Origin of the sequence: Chryseobacterium sp. C-71, from assembly GCF_020911865.1 — a bacterium.
Classification (GTDB): Bacteria; Bacteroidota; Bacteroidia; order Flavobacteriales; family Weeksellaceae; genus Chryseobacterium.
Genome location: NZ_CP087131.1, coordinates 2,312,607 through 2,336,913, shown reverse-complemented (window position 1 = coordinate 2,336,913; position 24,307 = coordinate 2,312,607). Strand labels below are relative to the sequence as shown.

The following is a 24,307-nucleotide window of genomic DNA, read 5'->3' as shown; positions in this document are numbered from 1 at the left end:
TAAATTACACTCGATGGTGTATGTTATTATTGAAAAAGCTTTAAGCGTATTGCCTAAAGCCTAATGCTTTTTATTAATATTCGTCCTCGTTCCAAAGATAATCTTCGTCCGTAGGATAGTCGGCCCATATTTCATCAATAGCATCGTAAACTTCTCCTTCATCTTCAATCGCCTGAAGGTTTTCTACAACTTCCATGGGTGCACCAGTTCTGATTGCGTAGTCGATAAGTTCTGCCTTTGTCATCGGCCAAGGTGCGTCGCTTAGGTATGAAGCTAATTCTAATGTCCAGTACATAATTTTTATTTTTTGCAAAAGTATAAAAATAGGTTATATTATAAACTTTTTTTATGACTTGATTTTCAATTCTTTTATTAAATTTTGTCTATGTCTACTGCAAATGCTTTTGTGAGCGTGATTGCTGTAGATTGATGTCATTTTCTCAAAAACCATTCCATAAATTTTTTTGTGCCATTTTGGAAGTTTGTTGTGGGGGCGTAACCAAGCAGATTTCTAGCTTTTGTAATGTCAGCATTGGTTTTCTGCACATCGCCCTGTTGCATTGGCAGTATTTTTTTTATGGCAATTTTGTCAAGATTTTGCTCGATAGCAGACAACATTTCAGACAGCTTGATGACTTCGCTTTCCCCCAGATTAATAATTTCGTACACGTTAGAATTTTTTTCTAAATAATCGATTGATTTCATAATTCCATCAATGATATCGTCGATGTATGTGTAATCTCTTGCGGTGTTTCCGTCGCCGTAGAAAGGGATTTCTTTGTTTTCTGAAATAAGTTTTGTGAATTTATGTATCGCTAAATCAGGTCTTTGTCTCGGTCCGTAAACTGTAAAAAACCTTAGCTGAATCATATCGACATGATAAAGGCTGTGATAAACATGACCTAAAATTTCACCACATTTTTTGGTTGCAGCGTAAGGGGAAATGGGCTGGTCTACATTATCGGTTTCTGAAAAAGGAGTTTTCTCATTGTTTCCGTAAACACTTGAGGAAGAGGCGCAGATGAATTTTTTAATTCCAAATTGGTTGCATAATTCCCAGAGATTCATTGTTCCTCGAACGTTGACTTCCTCATATTCTAAAGGTCTTTCAATAGATGGTCGTACTCCGGCAAGTGCAGCTAGATGAATAATTAAATCAAACTGATGATTATTAAATATTTTTTCTAAACCTTTTTTATCTCTGATATCCTGATAATATAATGTGTAATGTTCTGATTTTGAAATAGAAATTAACTTTTCGATATCATTTTGCTTGTCGGAAAATTCAAAATCAATATTTTTTTCAAGAGAATCTAAAGTATTTTTAATTTTCACCTTATAATCATAGAAATCATCAAAATTGTCAATGTTTATGACAGAATGTCCGTGTTTCAATAATTCTTCGATCAAGTGAGAACCAATAAATCCGCTTCCTCCCGTAACGAGATACGTCATGTGTATTTTTTTAGAAGACAAATTTATTAATAATAGTTGAATGCTCTTTTCTTACTTTTGTTTTTTAAACTGAATTGATGATTAATTTTCAAAAACTTTTTGCTTTACCGAAAGAGGAAGAAGAAGATTTTACCTTTAATGAGATTGAGGAAGGCATTTTCTTTCGTGGTCACAATCTTTGGCTTTTAGTCATTTCAATGGGTATTGCCTGTATCGGTCTCAATATCAACAGTCCGGCAGCGGTAATTGGTGCGATGTTGATATCACCTTTAATGGGTCCCATCGTGGGCGCAGCATTCGGTTTTTCGATTGGTAACAGACATTTGATGCGTTTAGGCATTATCAATTGGGCACTAATGATTGTCGTGGCACTTTGCTCGTCTGCATTGTATTTTTTCATTACACCTTTTCATTCAGAAACCGCACAACTCGAAAGCTTTAAAACAGCTACTATTTTTGACTGTTTTTTAGCATTATTAGGAGGTCTCGCATGGTTTTTGGGCATTGTAAGAAAAGAAGCCATCAAAGTAATTGCGGGAGTTGCGGTTTCTACCGCATGCATTCCGCCACTTTGTACCGCCGGATACGGAATAGCCAATGGAAATTGGGAATATTTCTGGGGAGGATTCTACTTTTACTTAATCAACTGTTTTTTTATAGCGGTAGGCACTTGGATTCTCAGTATTATTTTAGGCTATCAAAAATACTATCTTCAAAGAAACAAGATTAAAAACCAAAAAATGTCTCTTTTTATCAGTTTAATTTCTGCTTTAATTCTTATTCCAAGCATTCTACTGACAAAGAAAAAATGGGAAAAAGAAAAGCTTAAAGAAAGATCTGAAAGCTATATTAAAACCATCAAAGAAAATCATCCTGAACTTGCCATTATCAGTCACGAAAATTTTGAAGAAAAGGGAGAGAAGTTTTTAAAAATCACATTATTAAACGACAGTGTAGCAATCAGCAAAAACAGATTAGACGAACACAATAATCTTGTAAAAGACATCCATCTTATTTGGCAGTATTCACCAAAACAGCAAAATCCAGAAACCGCAAAAATACACGAAATGCAGACGCAAATTTCTGAATTAAAGCTAGAAATGGAACGAATAAAATCAAAAAAGAATGATAACTGATTCTAAAATTTTATATTTACTTAAAAGTTAACAAACATGCAGTTTCAAGGGCAAATTTTAAAAATGACGAGTTTTAATGATCAACCTATTCAATATTATTTAAATCTTTCAGGAGATTTAATTCATATGAACGAATTGTTGGGTAAGGAATTGAGCATCAAACATACAGGTTATCAATGTGTAAATTGTGGCTTAGATAAAACAATTTACAGAATGGGCTTCTGCAAAAGCTGCTTTTTTGAAAGTCCTTATGCCAGTGATACCATTATTCGTCCGGAGCTTTCTACCGCACATTTAGGAATTGGTGAGCGTAATCTTGATGTAGAAAAAGAAATCCAATTGCAGCCACATACCGTATATCTTGCATATACCGGAGATGTGAAAGTGGGTGTGACGAGAAATACACAAATTCCTACACGATGGATCGATCAGGGTGCGACTTTTGCTTTACCGATAGCCAGAACCGAAAACCGTTATGAGGCCGGAATGATAGAAGTTGCCCTTAAAGAACATCTTGCCGATAAAACCAATTGGAGAAAAATGTTGCAGGATGATTTTGAAGATGAGGTAGATTTGGCAGATTTCCAGCAGAAAATAAAAGAATATTTTCCTGAAGATTTCCAAAAGTTTTATTCTGAAGGCGAAGATATGTGGAGGTTTGATTATCCTTTTTCAAAACCGGAAAAAGTGACTTCTTTTACCTTGGACAAAAAGCCTGAGTTTACAGGAAAACTTGTTGGAATTAAAGGTCAGTATTTAGCTTTTGAAGGTGGAAATTTTATGAATGTAAGAGGTCATGAAGGATATGTGATTGAGCTGGAAGTGAAGAATTAAAATAAAAAAATAATAATGAAAAAACCCTGGGTTAAGAAGCTAATAATAGGTCTTGGAATTGTATTCGGGCTTATTCTGATTGCCAACTTAGCAATCAACATTTGGCTAAAAACCCAGCTTCCTGATTATATCAAGAAAAACACAGACTATAAAGTTTCGTACAAATCTTTGAACGTAGATTTGGGAACCGGAAATGTTTTTGCAACAGGAATTACAGTTAATAATAAAAATCCTCAAAATGTAAATATTATAGGCTTTCAGGGGACGATTGATACCTTGAAGGTGAGCCGTTTAGGAATTTATGATGCGATTTTTAATAAAACAATCAGTACATCAGATATTTATCTGGCAAAACCTAATCTGAATATTATTTTAGCGAAACCTAAAGATAAGAAAAAAGAAAAAAATACCACTCCGCTTGATTTTGAAAACATAAGAATCAATAACGGAACGATTCAGGTATTTAGACACACTAAGCAAAAGTTTTTTTCGGTTAATGATTTAGATTTAATGGTTGAGAATCTTCAGATGACAGAAGAGTCTGTACAGGACAAGCTTCCTTTTGTTTTCGACCAATACAGCATCAAAGGGACGAATTTTTTCTTTCAGCCTGATAATATTTATACTTTAAAAATAAATAAAATAACGACAACGAACGGGCAGGTTTCTATTAACAATCTTCAGATCGATCCAATTATTGATTTTGAAAACTTCAAGAAAATTTACCCGAATAAAAAACAATTAATATCGGCAACTATCCAGAAAATTGATTTTAAAGATGTTGTTTTAAAGGATAACAAAGTTTCTCTGACTAATGCGACTTTTCAAAATCCTAATATTTTAATTTATACGACCAATGCGATTCCTGAGAAAGTAAAAAAGCCACTTAATTTTGAATTGAATTTAGGTGATTTTAAATTAAATAATGCTGTTATCCAAGTTAATAAGCCGGACGGAAACAAATTGCTTTTTGCTAAAGATGTTAATTTAAACGTCAAAAATATTGAATTCAACAAAGAGATTTCTGCAGAAATGATTCCATTGAGGTATAAGGATTTCAGTTTCTCAGGGAAGGATATTTACTTTTCCAATCATCAGGACATGAAGTTTGGAAGTGTAAGTTTAAGCCCGAAAAAAGGTGATATCCGAAACATTTCAGTGATTCCAAAAGAAATGGGTTCAGGGAAAACTACGATGAAACTTAAGGCAAATCAAATTGCTTTTAATATCAATAAATGGGAAATTGTAGATAAAAAGCTCAATCTTGATGTAAAAGATGTTTTGGTGAATCAGGTTGACGGAACAATCACGGCAGGAACAATTAAATCTAATAAAAAATCAGATTTCAACGGAATTCAGTTTCCGATTCTGGTCAAAAATGTTACGCTGAAAAATTCAAACTTAACTTATGATTCAAAAAATCAGCCGTTACAATTTCGTGATCTCAATGCAACGATAAAAGATATTGAACTAACTGAAAAACCAAAGAATGAAGGTTTAGCAGTTAAAGTGAAAGATTATAAATTGACAACAAAGAATTTTGCCTACAAAACAAAATTTTACAACATGACGGTTGCTGCTTTAGCGATTGATAAAAATAAAATAAAACTAGATCAGTTTGCGATGAAGCCTCTCGTTTCGAGAACGCAGTTTATCAGAATGATTCCTGTCGAGAGCGACTTGTATGACCTGAAAGCAAATCAGTTGACAGCAGTCGGGAATTGGGACTTATTTTCGGAGAGTAAATTTCTTCATGCTACTAATGTTACCATTTTGTCTGCGAATGCCAATATTTTCAGAAGTAAAATTCCGGCTGACGATCCCAAGGAAAAATTATTGTATTCAAGGCTTTTAAGGAATATAAAAATTCCGATGTTTATTGATCTGCTTCAACTAAAAAATTCAGTTTTAGAATACGAAGAAGATACACCGAAGAGCAGCGGACCAGGGAAACTGACGTTTACTGACTTTAATATGAATGTTAAGAACCTGAATTCTGCCAAAATGAAAGGCAAACCCACTCAGGTTGACATCAAAATCGATTGTACTTTTATGAAAACCTCACCACTTTCTGTCAATTGGGGCTTCAATACCGCAGATCAGAGTGATCGCTTTACCATTGCAGGAAAACTTAATAATATTCCGGCGGTGGCTCTGAATGCTTTTGTCGTACCTTATATGAGTGTTACCGCAACCGGAACGATTCAGGAAATGTTATTTAATTTTAAAGGAAATCCGAAAGGTATCGGCGGAACTTTTAACCTAAAACATAAAGATCTGAAAGTTTCCATATTAGATAAAGACAGCAAAAAGAAGAAGGGTGTTTTGAGCGCTGTGGTGAATATTTTCGTTAAATCAGATTCAGGAAAATTTCCGGAATCGGTCACGGTGGAAAACGTGGAAAGAGATCCCACAAAATCATTCTTTAATCTTTTCTGGAAAGGCATTGAAGAAGGGTTGAAGAAAACGTTGATTGGTATTGATATAGATAAAACTAAAAAAACCGTTGAAAAAACAAAGGAAACGGTGAAAGAGGTGAAAAATACCGTTAAAGATGTGAAGGCTTCAGTAAAAGAAGCTGAAAAAGATATTTCTAAAGCGGTGCAGACCAACCGGAAAACTGAAACAGAAAAACCAAAAGAAAAGAAAGGTATATTTAGAAAAATATTCAACAAAAAAGAAAATCCCGAAACCAAATAAGTTACGGGAGTATATCTTTAAAATTAAATTGACTTAAAAAGTAAATTCTTCACTTTCGTTTACAGGAATATCTCTTAAAAAAGTATCAAATTCTTGTCCGGGATAATTGCTGTCTGCCCCGTAAGAATCGATGATGATGCCTTTGTTTCCTGAATTATCTTCGAGCACGTACAAAACGGCACTGTCATCGGGATTGCTGTCACCTTCAAAGCGATAGGTTTTTAAAATGGTCAGTTCGTGAGGCTGATAATTTTTGTCTGAATCTTCATATTTCATTTCGCAAGATTCATTCATTCTGAATTCTCTGTGAATGCCTCTTTCTCGTAATCTTTCCATAACCTGGCTTAAGGTGGTCATTCTGTCGATGTTTTCCGGATTTTCCATAATAATTAATTTTTTTGTTGCGTGTCAGTTCAATACATAAGTGCAATTTTCAAACCATAACATGCTTTGTAAGCTAATTGTGCAATCTCATTACTTGGTTTAATGTTAACAAAAATTATAATGACAGTGGTTGAAAAAGGTACACTATTTGATAGACCATATTACAAAATTGTACTAAATATGAAAAAAGAAGTAGGAGTTTTACTTGCGGGAGGAGTTGGTCTCTTGGCGGTGCTTAGCTTTTTAAGCGTAAAAAAAATATTAAGTAAAAAGCATAAAAAATACAGTGAATATTATTCTGACCATCACAGACATTTTGACAAAAATTCTGAGGACGATGATCATGGAATTGAATTTTATGCTTTCAAATAAAGATATAAGCAAGTAGTAAAGAGATATAAATTTTTAAAATCCAGCATCCATTTCTTTGGTGCTGGATTTTTTTTGTGGAAAACTTTCGTCTTAAAACTCATTATTTTCCTGCGAAAGGTTTATAATTTTACATCAGAAATGCAGAACGAAAATATCATAAAAGGACAAGGTGCTCAGCGAAATGTAATCAACCGTTTCGACAGGTATACTTTTGAGCCTGGAGATGAGGATTTTGAAACTGTCAAAACTACTTTTACTGAGGTTTTTCCAAAAACGATTGTGAATCAGGTGAAAAGCGAAGATTTGCCGATGGAATATTCTATGAATCCCTATCAGGGTTGTGAACACGGATGTTCTTATTGCTTCGCCAGACCAACACATGAATACTGGGGTTACAGCGCCGGAATTGATTTTGAAAGAAAAATAATGGTCAAAAAAAACGCTCCGGAATTATTAGAGAAATTTTTCAAAAAAAGAGGCTACAAACCGGAACCGATTTTGCTTTCCGGAAACACCGACTGCTATCAACCCGCCGAAAGACAATTTGAAATTACGAGACAGTTGCTGCAAATGTGTCTTGATTACAGACATCCTGTCAATGTTCTGACAAAAAATGCTTTAGTTCTTAGGGATTTAGATATTCTGAAACCGATGGCTGAACAAAACTTAGTCTCAGTTTCATTAAGCATTCCGACCATCAACGAAGATCTTCGAAGAAAAATGGAGCCGAGAACCAGTTCGTCAAAAAATAAACTGAAAGCGGTAGAGATTCTTTCTCAAAGCGGAATTCCTACTCATGTTATGGTTGCTCCGATTATTCCAGGGTTGAATAGTGATGAGCCTTTGGCTATTTTAAAAGCCATTTCAGATGCAGGAGCGCAAAGTTTTGGCTATACTCTGGTGAGATTGAATGACACCGTGGAACCCGTTTTTGTAAAATGGATTGAAGATGCTTTTCCTGACAGAGCACAAAAAGTTTTAAATCTTATTCGCTCAATGCGTGGCGGAAAATTAGGAGATAAAAGGATTTTTGACAGACACAAAGGCGAAGGAAATATTGCTGAAATGATTCATAATACCTTTAAGATTGGAAGAAAAAAATATTTTGAAGGCAAAGAATTTCCGAAACTTTCAACGAATGGTTTTACGGGGACTAGGGAGCAGCAGTTGAGATTGTTTTAACATAAAAACCGCTCCCATAAAGGAACGGTTTTCTGTCGTTTTTGACAATTTCTTTAAATAGAATCATCCGGACACTTAAAGTCATCGCTGCAGGTGGCACAGATCACAATACCATTACAGTAGTACATGCAGAAATCAGGTTCAGGTAATCCTTTAATTCCGCCTGCTCCAGAAATTGATTTTAATTGGTCTTTGCTTAATTTTTTTAGATTTTTCATAAAGTTTTGTTTTAAAGTTTGATGGTTTAGTAAAGATAATTAAAATTTGGTTATGTTGATTTTTTGATTTAATAATAATGGAATTTTTAATTATCAATCAAAACATTACTTTTGCAAAAACTCATTAGATGCAAAAAAATATTTTGCTAATACTGTTATTAGCTTTTTCTTTATGTTTCTCACAGTCTTCGAAAGAGATTGAAATGTATAAGAGCAATTTCTTTCTATATCCAACTATCGGGACAGAAAAGGCATTGTCTTCTGTTGAAAAAATTTTTAAATCAAATCAAAGTGTTGATAAGGCTTTTGCATACACAGCTAAACGACATTTATTAACGATAAGTGGTAAATACAGCGACCATATTTATCTTCCGAAAGTCAATTACTATTTAAAACTTGTTGAAGAAACACCCGAAAACAGCAAAGATTTATCAAATATCTATAATATTCTTGGGAACACCGATAAAGCGAATAAAAATTTCGAAAGCGCATTAAATAACTTTTTTAAAGCAGAATTTTTCGCAAAAAAGAATAATGATGTAAAGCAAATAATAAAAGTAAAAGGAAATATTGCTACCGTAAAAGGAAATGTAGGATTGTGGGACGACGCTATTAAGGAAACGAAAAACACCATTCAATTTCTTAAAAATAATGAGAAGGATTATGATAAAGAGTATTATAGAATTCAACTTTACAATCAGCATATTAATTTAGGAAATTGGTATTTGCAAAAATATGATGACACAAAATCAAACAAAAAATATCTTGATTCAGCCAAATCAGTTTATAATAGTTTATTAAACCAAAACATAAATCCTTTACAAAAAGCGTTAATCTATGAAAACATTGGAAGTATTTACAGCTTAGAAAATAATTACACGGCTTCAATCATTAATTATAAGAAAGCATTATCAAATTTTAATTTGGCAGATTCTAATCAGAATTTAATTTCTACCAATTATAATATTGCTTACAATTATTATAAATTAGAGAAGTATGATGAAGCTAAAAAATACTTTAGAAATATTATTTCAAAAGAAAAAGAAAAATCAAGTTTTCAGTATTTATTTTCGCATCAATATTTAGCTAAAATTTATATTTACAAGGAAAATAGAGATTCTGCAAACTACTTTATAGATACATTTTTAAACTTGTACAACAAAAAAACAAAGATTGAGAAAAAAGAATTTGCAAATATTTATAAAGAAATTGAAAACAAAAGTCTTACTAATGAAATCGTTTCAATTAAAAACGAAAATAAATCTCTGAAGAATTTTTCAAATGCAGGTATTGCTATTGGTTTTATTTTGACAACTTTTTTCGGTATGTTTATTTTCTACCAGATAAAAGAAAAAAAGAAAGCGAAAGGTAAGTTAGATAGTTTACTGAAAGAAATTGAGGACAATAAAGTCGTAGCAACAAATAATTTTTCAAAGGTCAATATTAAAGATGACAAAGAAAAACTGATTATTGAAGGATTAAAAAAAATAGAAGAAAATAAATACTTTTTAAATAAAGAATTCAATTTACACAATGCAGCAAAAAAGATAGGAACCAATACTACTTATCTTACAATTGTAGTAAAAAGTTATAAAAACTGTTCATTTAATGATTATACCAATGAATTGAGAATGAGTTATCTAATTAATGAAATTGTTAACGATAAAAAAATCCGTAATTATACCATACAAGCTTTAGCAGAATTAGTAGGATATAAAAACGGAACTTCTTTTTCTAAAATTTTTAAAGAAAAAACGGGAGTTACCCCATTTCAATTCATCGAAAAGTTACAGTAGTCGTATTCTCAAAAGGACAAAAATCTGTACCTCCTCTTGGACTGTTAGATTTCATGCAGCTTTCCCAAAACGAATACTCTATTGAGTATTTATTTTCCGGTTCTTCCCCACAAGTTGTTGCGTTTCCATTGTTTAAATGTAATCTGTCTCCTGCTTGTAAATTGCTAAGGCTGTTTCTGGATAATTTTTTTGCTTGTAGAGTTTTAGAGATGCTTTTTTTCATGTTTAAATATTTAAAATTTTTCTTTTGCTAAATTATAAATTAACTGTGAGGATAAAAGACGATTTATAATCTTGAAAAGAGGGTTGTGTTTATTGCTTTGAAAATCAAATATTTATGGTTATGTATTGCAGCCATTATTTTAAAATAATGAGAAGATAAGTTTTTTTATAAAGGTTAAAAAGGCCAATATTTGCACCAGTTCTTGCAAGAAACGATGACAAAAATCTCAATTGTCTTTAAATGTTTGAGAAAACAAAAATTATTAAAAAATATATTTAAAATGAAAAATTTAAAAAAAATCAGTCGGGCTGATCTGAAAAAATTAGGCGGTGGTTGGCTAACTTTTGTTCCAGACTATGGCATTGTAAATACTTTAGATTGTGAAAATATGATGCAGAGTATTGCGTTATGTCCCCAACAACAAGCTGTAAAATGTATTCAGTTAGAACCAGGAAACGCAATTGGTTGTGATATGGGTCAAAATTGTATTAATGGTGCTTGTACTGGTGGACTGGTATTTGTAAAATAATTTTTTTGGCTTATTATGCTTTATAATAAGCCAAAAATATTTAATAAAAACACAAATTCTATAATAACTATTTTTAATATCTTCATAAAACTAATCATACACCAAATCACTTAATGAATATTAACACACACGTAATCCAAACAGATAATAATTTTCAGATCACAAATATTATAAGATTATTGTAAAATAACATAATCATGTTATTTTGTTTACCTTTTGCAATCAATAAATTTGGCTTTTAAAAGAAATAATATAGATTTTAAAAATAAATTAATTTTACACAAAATCATAATAACACCAATCAATTTATGAATTTCGACAAACTCATAGACCATTTCAAACTCGACAAACAAGAATTTTATTTCCAGTTCAATTCTCATCCTAATTACCCTTCGGCTTTGGCGTTTAGTGATACCCTTAATTTTTTGGGACTAAAAAATGATGCTTACGAATTGGATAAAGAATATTGGGACGAATTGCCTGAAGAATATATGGCTTTGGTTGATAATTCGTTTTCTTTGGTCAAAAAGAAAGGAAACGATTTTACGATCTATTCAGATAAAGTAAAAACGCTGAATAAGGAAGAGCTCTACAAAAATTCCGGAGATTTTGTTCTTCTTTTCGAGAAAACAGAGAATGTTAAAACAAAGTCTTTTTTCAACTTTAAACCTATAATTTATTTAGTTTTTGGGATTATAATTCTTTATTCGTTACTTCAGTTTAGTTGGTATGAAAGCATTTTCAACTTACTGTCTTTGGTTGGAGTTTATATTTCGTTAGAACTTTTCAACCAAAAATTTGGTCAGGAATCTGCTGTCGTCAGTAATATTTGCGGTGGGGCTGCGAATAGTTCTTCTCAAAGTTCATGTTCAAAGATTTTTTCTTCCGATAAAACAGATATTTTGGGATTAAAACTTTCAGATTTTAGTTTAATTTATTTTTTGGGAATTACATTTGTCGGTCTTCTTTTTCCACAATCGCAGGCTCTTTTGAGGATCTCAGCAATGATTTCTATTGTGGTGATTCTCTACTCTTTTTATGTTCAGGCTTTTGTTGAAAAATCGCTTTGCAGAGTATGTCTGGTGATTATTTTTGTTTTGCTGGCTCAGATTGCGATCAGTTCTTTCTATTTTAGTTGGGAAATAAATTTACCTGTTGTCTTTACGAGTGCCATATTATTTATTTCTCTGTTTTTTACGGTTGCTTTCTTAAATAATCTCATCAATCAGAAAGAAGAATTCAAAAAATCTAATGCAAAGAATCTTAGGTTTAAAAGAAATTATGACCTGTTCAAACGGGAACTTACCGATAAAGAAAAAATTGAATTTACAGATCAACAGACATTTTTCGTAGGAAACAAAGACGCAAAACTTCGCATTTCTGTTGTTTCTAATCCCTACTGTGGATTCTGTAAAGATGCTCATAAGATCGTAGAAGATTTGTTGTTACAATATCCTGATGAAATTTCTGCACAGATGAGGTTCAATTATTCTGGTGAAAAGGCTGATGAAAAATATACTCAGCTTATTTCAGATTTTTTGAATATTTATAAAAACAAATCACATAAAGAATTTTTAAAAACTGTTGATATTTGGTTCAAAAATAAAGATGAGGGTGAAATAAGGAGAAAATCCGGAACAGAAAATCCACAAGATCTTACAGAGATTATTCAGATGACGAAAGAAAACAGTTCCGCCGGAATAACTTTTACACCGGTCTTTATCATTAATGGTTATCAGTTTCCGGATAAATATGACCGTGAAGATATTCATTATTTTATCAGTGAATTGTTTGAAGATGAAGATTTTCTGTCTTGATTATTTTCATTTAAATAAAATTGTTTAATTTTAAATTGATTAAAAGCGAGATCCGAAAAGCTTAAAAAGACTAGGAAACACCAAAATCAATTTTTATGAAAAATTTAAAAAAAATCAACCGACAGGAAATGAAAACAATTCAGGGCGGTCTTACCTGCAAATGCGGACAACTTTGCCTGATCGACGGAAAATGGAAATGTATGCCTTACGACGGCTGCGGTGGCGGAAATCAGCCATAAATTAATCATCAAATCAAACTAAATTACAGTATTATGAAAAATTTTAAAAAAATCTCAAGAAATCAAATGAAAGACATTAACGGTGGAGCTTCAGGTTGTTCTCAGGCATGTTGCCCACCTCCGGGAATAAAAAGATGCCCAAATATTTATTGTTTCGCACCATGTCCAGTAGAATCTTAAAAAATTAATCTTATGAAAAATTTGAAAAAATTAGCAAGAAACGAAATGAAAGACATTTTTGGAGCCGGCCCAATTCTGATTGGCTGTTCTAAAAGTTGCTGTCCTACAGACGGAAGACCAAGATGTCCGAAAATCTACTGTCCGGCAGTTGTTTGCCCACAGTATATTTAAATTAAATAAAATTTTAAAAATTTCTTTAGTGTTAGAAAAAATCCCTTATATTTGATTTATAGCGGATTCCGAAAAGCTAATAGAGTAGGAAAATAATTAAATTACAATAATGAAAAAATTAAAAAAAATTTCGAGGGAAAGTATGAAATCAGTTTTTGCTGCTGGAAGAGGTGGTATTAGTGACGAAGGCACTGTTAATGCTTGTTCATCACCTAGTGGACATAATATGTATGGCGTTTATATGGGAGAACAGTGTACATGCTTGAGAACGGGAGGTAATTGGATCTGCGGAAAATGTTATCACGGAGGGAATTATGCAATAATAGCATCTATTTCAAATAACTGTGACCAATTTGGTGGTTTTACCGGAGAAGGCGGTCTTTAACTAATAAAAATAATTAAAGAAAGTCCGTATTAAATTAGTTTGAATACGGGCTTTTTTAATGTTTAAATATGATAATTTAATGTAATTGAAACTAAGAAATAGATATTATATTAAAATTATATAGAATTTTCCCTTATTATTTTGAAAAAAAAATTCCCTTTTTACCTTCAGCCCGATTCCAAAGACTGCGGCCCCACCTGTCTCAGAATCATCAGCAAACATTACGGAAAAAGTATTTCGCTACAGCAAATCCGTAACCTTTCAGAAACGACAAGAGAAGGAAGCAGTCTGCTTGGGTTGAGCGATGCTGCTGAAGATTTGGGCTTCCGTTCTTTGGGAGTACAGATTGATTTTAATACTTTAGCTGAAGAAGTTCCGTTTCCGTGTATTGTACATTGGAACAAGAATCATTTCGTAGTTGTTTATAAAATTGATAAAAGTAATTTGGTGTATGTTTCAGATCCGAGTTATGGTTTGATCACTTATACAAGAGAAGAGTTTATCAAACGATGGATCGGCGAAAATGCCAATGAAAACACAGAAGAAGGAATTGCTCTAATTCTCGAAACCACTCCTGCGTTTTTTCAAACTGAATTTGACGATCAGGAAAGTAAAGCCAGTTTTTCTTTTCTTTCTAAATATTTGCTTAAGTATAAATCATTGATCGTTCAGTTGGCGGTGGGTTTATTAGCGGGAAGTTTACTTTCTTTGATTCTACCTTTCCTTACTCAAAGTATTGTGGATGTGGGAATTCAGAATCAGGATCTGAATTTTATCTATTTGGTCTTACTGGCTCAGGTTATGCTTTTTCTGGGTAGAATGGGAATCGAGGTTATCCGAAGCTGGATTTTACTTCATCTTTCCACTAGGATCAATATTTCCATCATCTCGGATTTCTTTATAAAATTGATGAAACTTCCGATCAGTTTCTTTGATACAAGAATGACCGGAGATATCATGCAGAGAATCAACGATCATCACAGGATTGAGCAGCTTTTGACCAACTCTTCTTTGAATACATTATTCTCATTAGTCAATTTGATCATTTTCAGTATCGTTTTACTGTTTTATGATTACAGATTATTTGTAGTTTATTTAGTCGGAGCGATTTTATATATTGGGTGGATCACTTTTTTCCTCGGAAAACGAAAAGAACTCGATTATAAAAGATTTTCACAGGTTTCCCAAGAGCAAAGCAAAGTCATTGAGCTTATTAATGGAATGCAGGAAATCAAAATGTACAACGCCGAAAAACAAAAACGTTGGGATTGGGAGTTTCTGCAGGTGAAATTATTTAAACTCAGAATAAAATCTCTTTCACTTGAGCAATGGCAATCAGTCGGGGGGAACTTTATCAATCAGATGAAAGATATTTTGGTGAGTTTTCTTTCTGCTAAATTGGTTTTGGAAGGAAATCTTACTTTGGGGATGATGCTTTCTGTTCAGTACATTATCGGACAATTAAACAGTCCGCTTTTACAACTGATAGATTTCATCAAACAAACTCAGGATGCTAAAATTTCTTTGGAAAGATTAGGCGAAATTCACGATAAGGAAGATGAAGAAAACAAAGACGAACAATATGCAACTGAAGTTCCGGAAAAAGATATCGAAATCAACAATATGTCTTTCAGGTATATCGGTTCGGATGTTCCTGTATTTGAAAATTTAAGTTTAAATATTCCTTACCAAAAAACAACAGCCATTGTCGGAGCCAGCGGAAGCGGAAAAACGACGCTTTTAAAATTATTAATGAAATTTTATGAACCCAACGAGGGAGAAATTAAAATAGGAAATACCCAAATGAAAAATATTTCGCCAAGATTTTGGAGAGATCAGTGCGGGGTTGTGATGCAGGAAGGATATGTTTTTAATGATACTATTGCCAATAATATTGCTGTAGGTGAAGATTATGTAGATAAAACTAAACTGAGAAAAGCCGTCGAAATTGCCAATATCAAAGAGTTCATTGAAGGATTGCCTTTAAGCTACAATACAAAAATCGGAAACGAAGGATTGGGCGTGAGCGGCGGACAAAAACAAAGATTGTTCATTGCAAGAGCGGTTTACAAATCCCCGGAGTATATTTTCTTCGATGAAGCTACCAGTGCTTTAGATGCGAATAATGAGAAAGTAATCATGGAAAATCTGGAACAGTTTTTTGAAGGAAAAACTGCCATTGTGATTGCCCACAGATTGTCAACCGTAAAACACGCAGACAAAATTATCGTTTTAGATAAGGGTAAAGTTGTGGAAGAAGGAAATCATGCGGAATTGGTATCTTTAAAAGGTGAATATTACAGACTCGTAAAAAATCAGTTAGAACTTGGAAACTAAAAAAGATATATTAGACAATATAGAGCTCCGCTCAGAAAGCGTTCAGGATATTCTCACAGATCCGCCACATTGGATGTTCCGTTGGGGAAATACGATTATATTATTCATATTATTGCTTATTCTTGCGATGAGTTACATTATCAAATATCCGGAATTTGTTCCGGCGCCTATTATTGTGACCTCACAAAATCCACCGGAAAAAATTGAGGCAAGAAGCAGTTCGAAAATCGAAAAAATATTCATCAAAGATCATCAGAAGGTAAAAAAGGGGGATGTTTTGCTGGTTTTGCAGTCTACTGCACATTATCAGGATGTTTTAAAGTTGAAAAAAATAGTAGATTCTATTGCTTCAGATCAGTTACTTTCTTTTCCTGTGAATGAAGCCTCTCACTATAAACTGGGTGAACTGCAGAGTGATTACAACAGTTTTGCAAAAGCTTTTCAGGATGAGAATTTATTTACAAGATTGCAGCCTTATGCTCCGGAAAACCTTGCCGCCAATCAAAGTATTTCAGAATCGCAGGGTAGAATTATTAATTTAAGGCAGCAGAGAAACCTTGAAGCTGCAAAAACTGAACTCACACGAAAGAATTATCAAAGATCACAGGAATTATTCAATCAGGGTGTAATAGCTGCAGTAGAATTGGAAGGCGAAAAACTAAAATACCTTCAGGCTCAGCAGAATTTAGAAAACATCAGTATTTCTTTATCTCAAATGCAGGAAAGTATTTCCAATCTCAACAAAACAAAAAGCGGAGCTGCCATCAATACCGAAAAAGATAAAATCACGTATTCATCGCAGACTCTACAGTTATTTGAGCAATTAAGAAAATCTCTTAAACAATGGGAGCAAACCTATCTCATTGTTTCCTCTACCGATGGGATGGCAAGTTTTCAGCAGTTTTATGGTGAAAATCAATTCGTAAAAGCTGGAGATCCAATTGTTTCAATTTTGCCGGATCATACTGAGCAGCTGGTGGGAAGAATGTCTGTGCCGACAGCAAATTCCGGAAAGATTATTCCGGGAGAAAAGGTGTTAATTAAACTTGATAACTACCGTTTTCAGGAATATGGAATCATCGAAGGGAGAGTGCAGAACATCTCTTTGATTCCTGACGACAAAGGAAATTATTATGTAGATGTTGTATTGCCTAAAGGCTTAAAAACTTCTTACAACAAAACCTTGAAGTTTGATAAAGAACTGAGAGGAAATGCTGAAATTGTCACTCAGGATTTAAGGTTGATTGAAAGGTTTTTCTATCAGATCAGGAAGCTGCTGGGGTATCAGTCATAACTTAATTAAAAATTTACCGGATTCTCTTTTTTGTATTGTGTCTGGCTTATTTTAAGAAAAGGCGTTATACCTTACTTTTGTATTTTAAAATTTACAGGCTATAAGAAATGGTAATTTTTTAGATTAACTGTTTTTAATAGATTTGTAAATGACTAAACTACCTAATTCATAAGAAGATTTTTTAGAAAAAAAAATAACAATTCAATAATTTTAAACACAAACACGATGCAAAAATTACTTATTTTTTTCGCTTTTTTCGCAGTAAAAACATTATTTGCCCAAACCACAGAAGCAGATTACATTTTCAAAAACGTGAACATCATCACAATGTTAGATGACATGGTCTTAAAAAAGAAAACTATTGTCATCAAAGACGGAAAAATCATTGAAATCTCGGATAAGACCAAATATAAATCTAGCAACACAATTGATGCAAAAGGAAAATATTTGTTACCCTCGATGGCAGACGCTCATGTACATTTACCTGAAAGTGATGAAGAATTAGAAAAAGTAATGAAACTGAATCTTATAAACGGAGTTACCAAACTGCGTTCAATGAGGGGAGAATGGAAGGATGTGGAAAGGAGAAAGAAGTTTAACTCTCAAAGCAGTTATTATCCTCAGTTATATTTATCTCCCCCTCCTGTTCACCGAAATCAAGAGTTTTCGGTTGATGATTTAGAAAAATATGTAAAAGGCTCAAAAGATTACGGATTTGATTTCGTTAAAATATTAAGTATCAAAAGCCCGGATTTATTAAAAAAATTAGACAGTCTGTGTAAAAAATACGAAGTAAAAATAGGTGGACATTATCCTGATCATCCAAAAGGAGTTCGTTTTTCTGATGCGGTTGTTTTTGGCACAAATTATAATGCTTTCGAACATCTTGGAGGACTTGTAGGAGAGCCTGAAAGCTATGAGAACAGAATAAAAAACATCAAACAGAATAATATTTTTATTTGTCCTACAATGCAATGGTATGCAATCGGTTATGGCCAGTACGGAATTGATGAAATGCTCAAGCAAAGAGGAATGGAATATATTCCGACAGAAATAAAAAATGATTGGGCTGAAAAATCAAAAATTTACAGAGAAAAACTCGGAAAAGAGGGATTTGAGAAAGAGAAAAACGAATATGCAGTCGAGATGCAGGAGCGTTTTAAGGTAACTAAACGACTAAATGATGAAGGAGTAAAATTGCTTTTAAGTCCGGATAGCAGTTCTAAATTTATTGTTTCAGGTTTCGGAATGTTAGAAGAAATGAATTTGTATAAAAAAGCGAATCTTTCAAATTTTGAGATTTTAAAAAGCGCTACTACAAATTTTGCTCTTCTTTTCAATGAAAATTACGGAACTATCGAAACAGGGAAGAATGCAGATTTTATCTTGTTATCACAAAATCCTTTACAAGATTTAAAAGCACTAGGAAATATCGAGGCTGTATTTTATAACAAATTCTATTTAGACAAAAAACAATTAAACGAAATTGCAAAATCTGTTCTTCCAAAATCCACAGTAAAAAATTGAAGCGTATAGGTAATTCAACTTAAAAAAATCTGTTTCAATCTGTGAAATCCATGGAGAGTAATTTTTTTCCACAGATTTCACAGATTGAAACAGATGAAGCTGTTGAAAATAAAAAACCGAACTAAAAGTCCGGTTTCAAAATTATTTTTTAATCAATCCCAATTCAATTAATCGTTCATGTAAAAATTCTCCTGCAGTTGTATCTTCATACAGTTTAGGATGGTTTTCATCTACACAGTTTTCAAGCGCGTTCAGTGACATTTCGCTCACCGGGTGCATAAAAAAAGGGATAGAATATCTTGAAGTCCCCCACAATTCTCTTGGCGGATTAACCACTCTGTGAATCGTAGACTTTAATTTATTATTGGTATGTCTCGAAAGCATATCTCCAACATTAATCATTAGTTCGTCTGGTTCTGCGATTGCATCAATCCATTCGCCTTTATGATTTTGAACCTGAAGACCTTTTCCCTGAGAACCCATCAAAAGAGTAATTAAGTTAATGTCTCCATGAGCTGCTGCTCTTACCGCATCATCTGGTTCCTGGGTGATTGGCGGATAATGAATGGGTCTCAAAATAGAGTTGCCTTCTGCAATTTTATCATCAAAATAAAACTCATCAAGACCAAGATACAACGCTAAAGCTCTCAAAACATATTTCCCTGTTTTTTCAAGCATCTGATAAGTTTCCTTACCGACCTCGTTGAACTTTGGAAGTTCGTCTACGATCACATTGTCAGGATATTGGCTTTTATATTTTGAGTCATCCGAAACGTATTGTCCGAAATGCCAAAATTCTTTCAAATCACCTTTTTTAAATCCTTTTGCGGTTTCTTTTCCGAAACCTACATAGCCTCTTTGCCCACCAATTCCGGGGATCTCATACTTTTGTTTGGTTTCTGTGGGAAGTTCAAAGAAGTTTTTGACTTCTCCATAAAGATCATCTACGAGTTTGTCATTTAGGAAATGTCCTTTTAAGGCAACAAAACCAATTTCTTCGTAAGCTTTTCCGATTTCATTTACAAATTTCTGTTTGCGTTCCGGGTCACCCGAAAGGAAATCACGCAGGTCTACACTAGGTATTTTATCCATTTTATAGAAATTTTACGTGGGGCTAATTTACAGATTTTTTGGCTTAAATGATTTTACAATTAATTATTTATAAACTAAATTTGCTCTATGAAAAAATATTCCTCCAAGAGAAGTATTCAGGTACTTGCCAATCTTTTTCAGCAATACAATATTTTAGACGTTGTCATATCTCCGGGATCTCGAAATGCTCCTCTGGCGATTCATTTTTCGGAAGTGGATGATTTCAACTGTTATAGTATTGTTGACGAAAGAAGTGCAGCATTTGTAGCTCTTGGGATGGCAAAAAGCGAAAAAAAACCGGTTGTCATAACTTGTACCAGCGGTTCTGCGGCTGCAAATTATTACCCGGCAGTTACAGAAGCTTTTTATTCAAATATTCCGATGTTGATCTTAACTGCAGATCGTCCGACAGATTATGTTGATCTTTTTGACGGACAAACTATAAGACAAAAAAAACTTTTTCATCAACATTCTTACGGAGATTTTGAATTGGTAGAAGACAGCAAAGATGATGCGGAAAACATCAATTCAGATATTATAAAAAAAGCAATTGAAATTTGTTTTGAAAAGCAAGGTCCGGTTCACATCAATATTCCTCTTGAAGAACCTTTATATGAATTGGTTTCAGAGTTGCCGACTTTTCCTGAGGTAGAAAAAACAATTAAGAAAAAGGAATACGAAATTCCATCCAACTTAGTAGCCGACTGGAATACTTCTCAGAGAATAATGATTCTGGTAGGAACCAGAGATTATAGTCCGGAATTGGAAAATCAGTTGACGCAATTGGTGAAAAATCATTCAGTTGTAGTGTTGAGTGAAGCCAATTCAAATTTGTATCACGAGAAGTTTTTCAGACATATTGATCGCTATATTTTTGCGTTTACAGATGAAGATTTTAAAACCTATGCTCCGGATTTGCTGATTACAGTGGGACAAAACGTGGTTTCAAAAAAAGTAAAACAGTTTCTAAGAAATGCACACCCAAAACAACATTGGCATTTGGATGAAGTTTGGCAGCCCGATACTTATTTTTCTCTTACGCAGAAAATAGAAATCAAGCCAGAACTTTTCTTTTCTAAACTTTTGAATTTCATTAATTTAGAACCAAAACCATATTATAATCTTTGGGATGTTTTAAGGGATAAAAAAGATAAAAAACATTCTGAATTTTTGAATTTGATTGAGTTTTCTGATTTTTATTTCTTCAATAAAGCTTCACAGAGTATTCCTGAGAATTACAATATTCATTTCAGCAACTCTTCTGCGATTCGCTATGCTCAGCTTTTCGATTTTGGTAAAAGAAAAATGTATTGCAACAGAGGAACCAGTGGAATCGATGGCTCGACATCGACTGCAATGGGTTTTGCGATTAAAAATGCAAATCCGACTTTATTGATTACTGGAGATCTAAGCTTTTTTTACGACATCAATGGTCTTTGGAATCAGTATATTCCCCCGTTTACAAGAATTATTATTTTTAATAACGGGGAAGGAAATATTTTTAAAATAATTCCGGGACCGGGAAATGCAAACTCAAATACTGTTGATGAATTTATCTCAACAAAACATCATAAAAATGCTGAGTTTTTAGCAAAACATTTCGGATTTTCTTATGTGAAAGTGGATGATGACGGAACTTTAGATAGGGTTTTTGATAATTTCTTCAAACCAGATGCACAACCCAAAATTATGGAAGTCAATACACAAGGTAAAAACAATGCGGATACGCAGAAGGCTTATTTTAATTTCTTAAAAGAGAATTAAAATGAACGTCCATAACTAGTAATAGCTTAGTTTTTAATAGTTTGTTTGTCATTCCGTAGGAATCTCAACAGACTGAAAATAAAGTAGTTTAGATTCCTACAGAGTGATAAAATGACTAATGATTTTTGATTAAGAACGGACATTTATAGAAATTAATAAAGTTTTTAAGAAGCCCAACATAAAACCAAGACTTTTAAATAAAAAAAACAGATTTATCAAATTATAAATCTGCTTAATTCGTTTAATCTGTGTGAGAATATTTTAAATTTTACATATCTAAATAATCATCATTCCCCGGAAGATTGGTAATCTTCGAAATCGGATAAATGAACATATCGTCAAAATCATTCAAAGCATTAATCAATTGAAAATGTGAGAATTCTTTGATGTTTTGTAAAGTGATTTCTGCTTCTTTGATCTTCTTTTTCTTTAAAAGATATTGTCTCTGAACTCCGTTTAAAAGATAAGTTGAGGGCGTAAACCATTCTTTCCCTTTTTGGAATAAAAGATTTGAAAATGAAGTATCAGTAATGTGATTGTTTTTTACAATGATGATTTCTTCAGCTTTAGATTTCATCTTCATTTTCTCCAGCTCTTTTCGATCCTCAAATTTGAAGGAATAATCATAAATATTATTCTCCACCAATTGGAAATCTTGTATTTCCGGAATTGCGTAAGGAATCATCATGGTTCTGAATTTCTTATCCAAGTCATAAGTCAGTCTTAATTTATATAAACCATCTTCATCATGATTCAGGTTTTTAAAAATTTTTTCCAAATCGATAGAACCTTCCTTCCCGAAATGGGCAAAAGTATCATTGACACGTTTTTGGTGAAATTCTAGCAGGAACATTTCCTGGTCTTCTACTTTAATGCTTTCAATGAATTGGGACATAGATTTTATTTTTCATTTCTTCGTACTCGTCTTCTAATCTGCTCATGTGCGTGATTCCGCCGCCGCTTTTGAAATACAGTTGGTCGCCTTCTTTTTCGATAAAACGAATCATCACGCAACTGTCCAGATTTTCACCGTCAAACCAACCGCAAACTCCGGTATAAAAGCCTCTGTCGAAACCTTCCGCTTCCAAAATAATTTCTAAAGTTTTGGGTTTTGGCGCACCTAAAATTGATCCTGCCGGCAAAAGTTTCTGCATAATGCTTCCCACTTTTCCTTTAAACTCATCTTTTACATTTCCTGAAATTTCCGAACTCATCGCAAAAAGATCTTTTTGGTGGGTTTTCAGAAAATCAATGTATTGAAATTTATCCACCTTCACATCATTTGAGACCACGCTAAGATCATTTCTAAGCAAATCAACAACAGTGTAATGTTCGGCTTTTTCTTTTTTATCGTTCTTCAAAACTTCTGCGGCATTCTCCAAAGATGCATCAATCGTGCCTTTCATCGGATAAGTGAAGATTTTATCACTGATTATTTTGACGAAAGTTTCAGGAGAAAAAAATACGAAAAAATCTTTATATAAAACCTTGTATTTTGCCTGAGAATGATGAAAAATTTCTTCCAAACTTAAATTAGTTTCAATTCTCGTTTTTCGGGTGTAATTTGTTAAGTATGAATTTCCTAACCGAATATTATTCTGAACAATATCAAAACCTTTTTGGAAACTTTCCAGCGTTTCGGGATATGATCTCCAGTCTGTTTTTTTATCTAAAGCTTCCTGTTTTTTAGTGTTTGAAAATGACTGAAAATCAATTAATAAACCATTTTTTTCAATTTTATTTTTCTTGAAAATTTCTATCTGGTCAACGAGAAAGTCTATGATAAAGAAAAAGGGAACTTTCTGTTGTGAAAGTTCGTCCATTTCAATAAATTTTTGATGATTTGCCGAAAACATTCCGCAAAAGTAGTTATTGATGTTTACTTTTGCACAAAATATTTTTAATGCAGGAGAAATATCCACAAAAACCAGGACTCGATTTTATTTTAAAACAAGCGTTTTATTATTGGAACAGAACTTTAGTATATCAGATGATATTTTCCATTGTGTATTTTGCAGTTTTTCTTTTGGTCTATTTTTATGTAGCAGACCGATTCGGAATTTACGACCGACTTTCAGGTCTTCTTGTTGAATATCTGCAAGCTGGCCCAAAAGGTATTGGAAATTTAAACAAAGGTTTACAAGCTATATCGTCAAGTGAAAATTACGCTTATACCGCATTGGGCTTGTTTCTTGTTTCAGCATTTTTGTATCCTTTAAATCTTGGGTTTTTTCAGATTTACAAAAAAATTGATTTGAATGAGCAGGTAGAAATATCCGACTTGTTTGTAGGATATAATGGCTTGAATTTTTTCAGATACACTTCTTATTTTGTCTTTTATTTTTTCGTTGCTGAGATGTTAAAAGTAACAATCGTTCTGCCGTTTGTCTGGATTATGCTGACAATGTTGATTTCTCCGCTTATGTTTTTCCAGAATAAAACAATTTTTGAAGGAATTTCTTCCGGATGGAAAGCGTTAAAGACTTTTTTTGTAGAAATCTTTGTTTGTACAATTGTTGCGGTGCTCTTCAGGTATGTGGGATTTGTGATTTTTTTAGTAGGTGCTTTATTTACTTTCCCTTTTTGGAATGCGATGATTTATTCACTTTACAAAACCATTTTTACAGAAGAAAGTTAAATTTTAGAATGGTAACAGATTTGTTCTCGAAAAA

At 33.0% G+C, this 24,307-nt stretch carries 25 protein-coding genes; 17 read left to right on the top strand and 8 right to left on the bottom strand.

Going from position 1 to position 24,307, the window contains the following annotated elements; genetic code table 11:
• Positions 1 to 73: 73 nt before the first annotated feature.
• Both LNP04_RS10670 and LNP04_RS10665 read right to left on the bottom strand, forming a co-directional pair.
• Positions 74 to 295 (bottom strand): DUF2795 domain-containing protein, encoded by a 222-nt coding sequence (locus tag LNP04_RS10670; RefSeq protein ID WP_129535597.1) that lies wholly within the window; start codon positions 293 to 295, stop codon positions 74 to 76.
• A 137-nt stretch (positions 296 to 432) separates the two neighbouring features.
• Entirely contained in the window at positions 433 to 1,455 is a 1,023-nt protein-coding gene (locus LNP04_RS10665; protein WP_229982958.1) for a GDP-mannose 4,6-dehydratase, read from the bottom strand.
• 77 nt (positions 1,456 to 1,532) lie between these two features.
• On the opposite strand from LNP04_RS10665, the gene LNP04_RS10660 reads away from it, so the two are divergent.
• Genes LNP04_RS10660 through LNP04_RS10650 form a run of 3 tightly spaced genes read left to right on the top strand, consistent with a single transcriptional unit; the run spans position 1,533 to position 6,125 of the window.
• Positions 1,533 to 2,591, top strand: coding sequence for a DUF389 domain-containing protein (locus tag LNP04_RS10660; protein WP_229982957.1), 1,059 nt, complete (start codon positions 1,533 to 1,535; stop codon positions 2,589 to 2,591).
• Between the two features lie 36 nt (positions 2,592 to 2,627).
• Positions 2,628 to 3,425 carry a DUF2797 domain-containing protein gene (locus tag LNP04_RS10655; RefSeq protein ID WP_229982956.1) on the top strand — a complete coding sequence of 266 codons (798 nt, stop codon included), beginning with the start codon at positions 2,628 to 2,630 and terminating at the stop codon, positions 3,423 to 3,425.
• Positions 3,426 to 3,440: 15 nt separating this feature from the next.
• Positions 3,441 to 6,125, top strand: coding sequence for a hypothetical protein (locus LNP04_RS10650; protein ID WP_229982955.1), 2,685 nt, complete (start codon positions 3,441 to 3,443; stop codon positions 6,123 to 6,125).
• A gap of 33 nt (positions 6,126 to 6,158) precedes the next feature.
• Here LNP04_RS10650 and LNP04_RS10645 read toward each other — a convergent pair whose 3' ends face one another.
• The gene (locus LNP04_RS10645) at positions 6,159 to 6,509 is read right to left on the bottom strand and encodes a hypothetical protein (protein WP_229982954.1); all 351 of its coding nucleotides are present in this window, start codon (positions 6,507 to 6,509) and stop codon (positions 6,159 to 6,161) included.
• 180 nt (positions 6,510 to 6,689) lie between these two features.
• Between LNP04_RS10645 and LNP04_RS10640 the strand changes: the two genes are divergently transcribed.
• Positions 6,690 to 6,881 carry a hypothetical protein gene (locus LNP04_RS10640; protein ID WP_129535604.1) on the top strand — a complete coding sequence of 64 codons (192 nt, stop codon included), beginning with the start codon at positions 6,690 to 6,692 and terminating at the stop codon, positions 6,879 to 6,881.
• A 138-nt stretch (positions 6,882 to 7,019) separates the two neighbouring features.
• Positions 7,020 to 8,063, top strand: coding sequence for a PA0069 family radical SAM protein (locus LNP04_RS10635; protein WP_229982953.1), 1,044 nt, complete (start codon positions 7,020 to 7,022; stop codon positions 8,061 to 8,063).
• Between the two features lie 53 nt (positions 8,064 to 8,116).
• Here the strand turns inward: LNP04_RS10635 and LNP04_RS10630 are convergent, their stop codons facing one another.
• Complete coding sequence (locus tag LNP04_RS10630) at positions 8,117 to 8,281, bottom strand: bacteriocin-like protein (protein ID WP_229982952.1); 165 nt, start codon at positions 8,279 to 8,281, stop codon at positions 8,117 to 8,119.
• Positions 8,282 to 8,409: 128 nt separating this feature from the next.
• On the opposite strand from LNP04_RS10630, the gene LNP04_RS10625 reads away from it, so the two are divergent.
• On the top strand, positions 8,410 to 10,077 hold the full coding sequence (locus LNP04_RS10625) for a helix-turn-helix domain-containing protein (RefSeq protein ID WP_229982951.1): 1,668 nt from the start codon (positions 8,410 to 8,412) through the stop codon (positions 10,075 to 10,077).
• Here the strand turns inward: LNP04_RS10625 and LNP04_RS10620 are convergent.
• Positions 10,058 to 10,300 carry a hypothetical protein gene (locus tag LNP04_RS10620; protein ID WP_229982950.1) on the bottom strand — a complete coding sequence of 81 codons (243 nt, stop codon included), beginning with the start codon at positions 10,298 to 10,300 and terminating at the stop codon, positions 10,058 to 10,060. The genes LNP04_RS10625 and LNP04_RS10620 overlap by 20 nt on opposite strands.
• A gap of 214 nt (positions 10,301 to 10,514) precedes the next feature.
• Here LNP04_RS10620 and LNP04_RS10615 point away from each other — a divergent pair, with 214 nt between their 5' ends.
• The 9 genes from LNP04_RS10615 to LNP04_RS10580 all read left to right on the top strand — a co-directional run bounded on the left by LNP04_RS10615 (position 10,515) and on the right by LNP04_RS10580 (position 18,779).
• Positions 10,515 to 10,829 (top strand): bacteriocin-like protein, encoded by a 315-nt coding sequence (locus LNP04_RS10615; protein WP_229982949.1) that lies wholly within the window; start codon positions 10,515 to 10,517, stop codon positions 10,827 to 10,829.
• Positions 10,830 to 11,137: 308 nt separating this feature from the next.
• Positions 11,138 to 12,646: a vitamin K epoxide reductase family protein gene (locus LNP04_RS10610; RefSeq protein WP_229982948.1), complete on the top strand. Its 1,509-nt coding sequence runs from the start codon at positions 11,138 to 11,140 to the stop codon at positions 12,644 to 12,646.
• A 95-nt stretch (positions 12,647 to 12,741) separates the two neighbouring features.
• Positions 12,742 to 12,885, top strand: a complete 144-nt coding sequence (locus tag LNP04_RS10605) for a bacteriocin-like protein (protein ID WP_229982947.1) — start codon at positions 12,742 to 12,744, stop codon at positions 12,883 to 12,885.
• A gap of 33 nt (positions 12,886 to 12,918) precedes the next feature.
• A complete protein-coding gene (locus tag LNP04_RS19590; RefSeq protein ID WP_407928592.1) occupies positions 12,919 to 13,065 on the top strand; it encodes a bacteriocin-like protein in 147 nt (48 codons plus the stop codon).
• A 12-nt stretch (positions 13,066 to 13,077) separates the two neighbouring features.
• Entirely contained in the window at positions 13,078 to 13,236 is a 159-nt protein-coding gene (locus LNP04_RS10600; RefSeq protein WP_229982946.1) for a bacteriocin-like protein, read from the top strand.
• Positions 13,237 to 13,345: 109 nt separating this feature from the next.
• The gene (locus LNP04_RS10595) at positions 13,346 to 13,621 is read left to right on the top strand and encodes a bacteriocin-like protein (protein WP_229982945.1); all 276 of its coding nucleotides are present in this window, start codon (positions 13,346 to 13,348) and stop codon (positions 13,619 to 13,621) included.
• Positions 13,622 to 13,762: 141 nt separating this feature from the next.
• Positions 13,763 to 15,958: a peptidase domain-containing ABC transporter gene (locus tag LNP04_RS10590; RefSeq protein WP_229982944.1), complete on the top strand. Its 2,196-nt coding sequence runs from the start codon at positions 13,763 to 13,765 to the stop codon at positions 15,956 to 15,958.
• Positions 15,948 to 17,252, top strand: coding sequence for an HlyD family secretion protein (locus LNP04_RS10585; protein ID WP_229982943.1), 1,305 nt, complete (start codon positions 15,948 to 15,950; stop codon positions 17,250 to 17,252). Before LNP04_RS10590 ends, LNP04_RS10585 begins: the two co-directional genes overlap by 11 nt.
• Positions 17,253 to 17,477: 225 nt before the next feature.
• Positions 17,478 to 18,779, top strand: coding sequence for an amidohydrolase family protein (locus tag LNP04_RS10580; RefSeq protein ID WP_229982942.1), 1,302 nt, complete (start codon positions 17,478 to 17,480; stop codon positions 18,777 to 18,779).
• A 141-nt stretch (positions 18,780 to 18,920) separates the two neighbouring features.
• On the opposite strand, the gene LNP04_RS10575 is transcribed toward LNP04_RS10580, so the two are convergent.
• The gene (locus LNP04_RS10575; protein ID WP_229982941.1) at positions 18,921 to 19,871 is read right to left on the bottom strand and encodes an isopenicillin N synthase family oxygenase; all 951 of its coding nucleotides are present in this window, start codon (positions 19,869 to 19,871) and stop codon (positions 18,921 to 18,923) included.
• A gap of 87 nt (positions 19,872 to 19,958) precedes the next feature.
• Between LNP04_RS10575 and menD the strand changes: the two genes are divergently transcribed.
• Positions 19,959 to 21,635, top strand: a complete 1,677-nt coding sequence (gene menD, locus LNP04_RS10570; RefSeq protein ID WP_229982940.1) for a 2-succinyl-5-enolpyruvyl-6-hydroxy-3-cyclohexene-1-carboxylic-acid synthase — start codon at positions 19,959 to 19,961, stop codon at positions 21,633 to 21,635.
• 268 nt (positions 21,636 to 21,903) lie between these two features.
• Here menD and LNP04_RS10565 read toward each other — a convergent pair whose 3' ends face one another.
• Both LNP04_RS10565 and LNP04_RS10560 read right to left on the bottom strand, forming a co-directional pair.
• Entirely contained in the window at positions 21,904 to 22,530 is a 627-nt protein-coding gene (locus LNP04_RS10565; RefSeq protein ID WP_229982939.1) for an aminotransferase class IV, read from the bottom strand.
• A complete protein-coding gene (locus LNP04_RS10560) occupies positions 22,514 to 23,491 on the bottom strand; it encodes an aminodeoxychorismate synthase component I (protein WP_229986292.1) in 978 nt (325 codons plus the stop codon). The genes LNP04_RS10565 and LNP04_RS10560 overlap by 17 nt, the downstream gene beginning before the upstream one ends.
• Before the next feature lie 47 nt (positions 23,492 to 23,538).
• Here LNP04_RS10560 and LNP04_RS10555 point away from each other — a divergent pair, with 47 nt between their 5' ends.
• Positions 23,539 to 24,273: a hypothetical protein gene (locus tag LNP04_RS10555; RefSeq protein WP_229982938.1), complete on the top strand. Its 735-nt coding sequence runs from the start codon at positions 23,539 to 23,541 to the stop codon at positions 24,271 to 24,273.
• Positions 24,274 to 24,307: the final 34 nt, after the last annotated feature.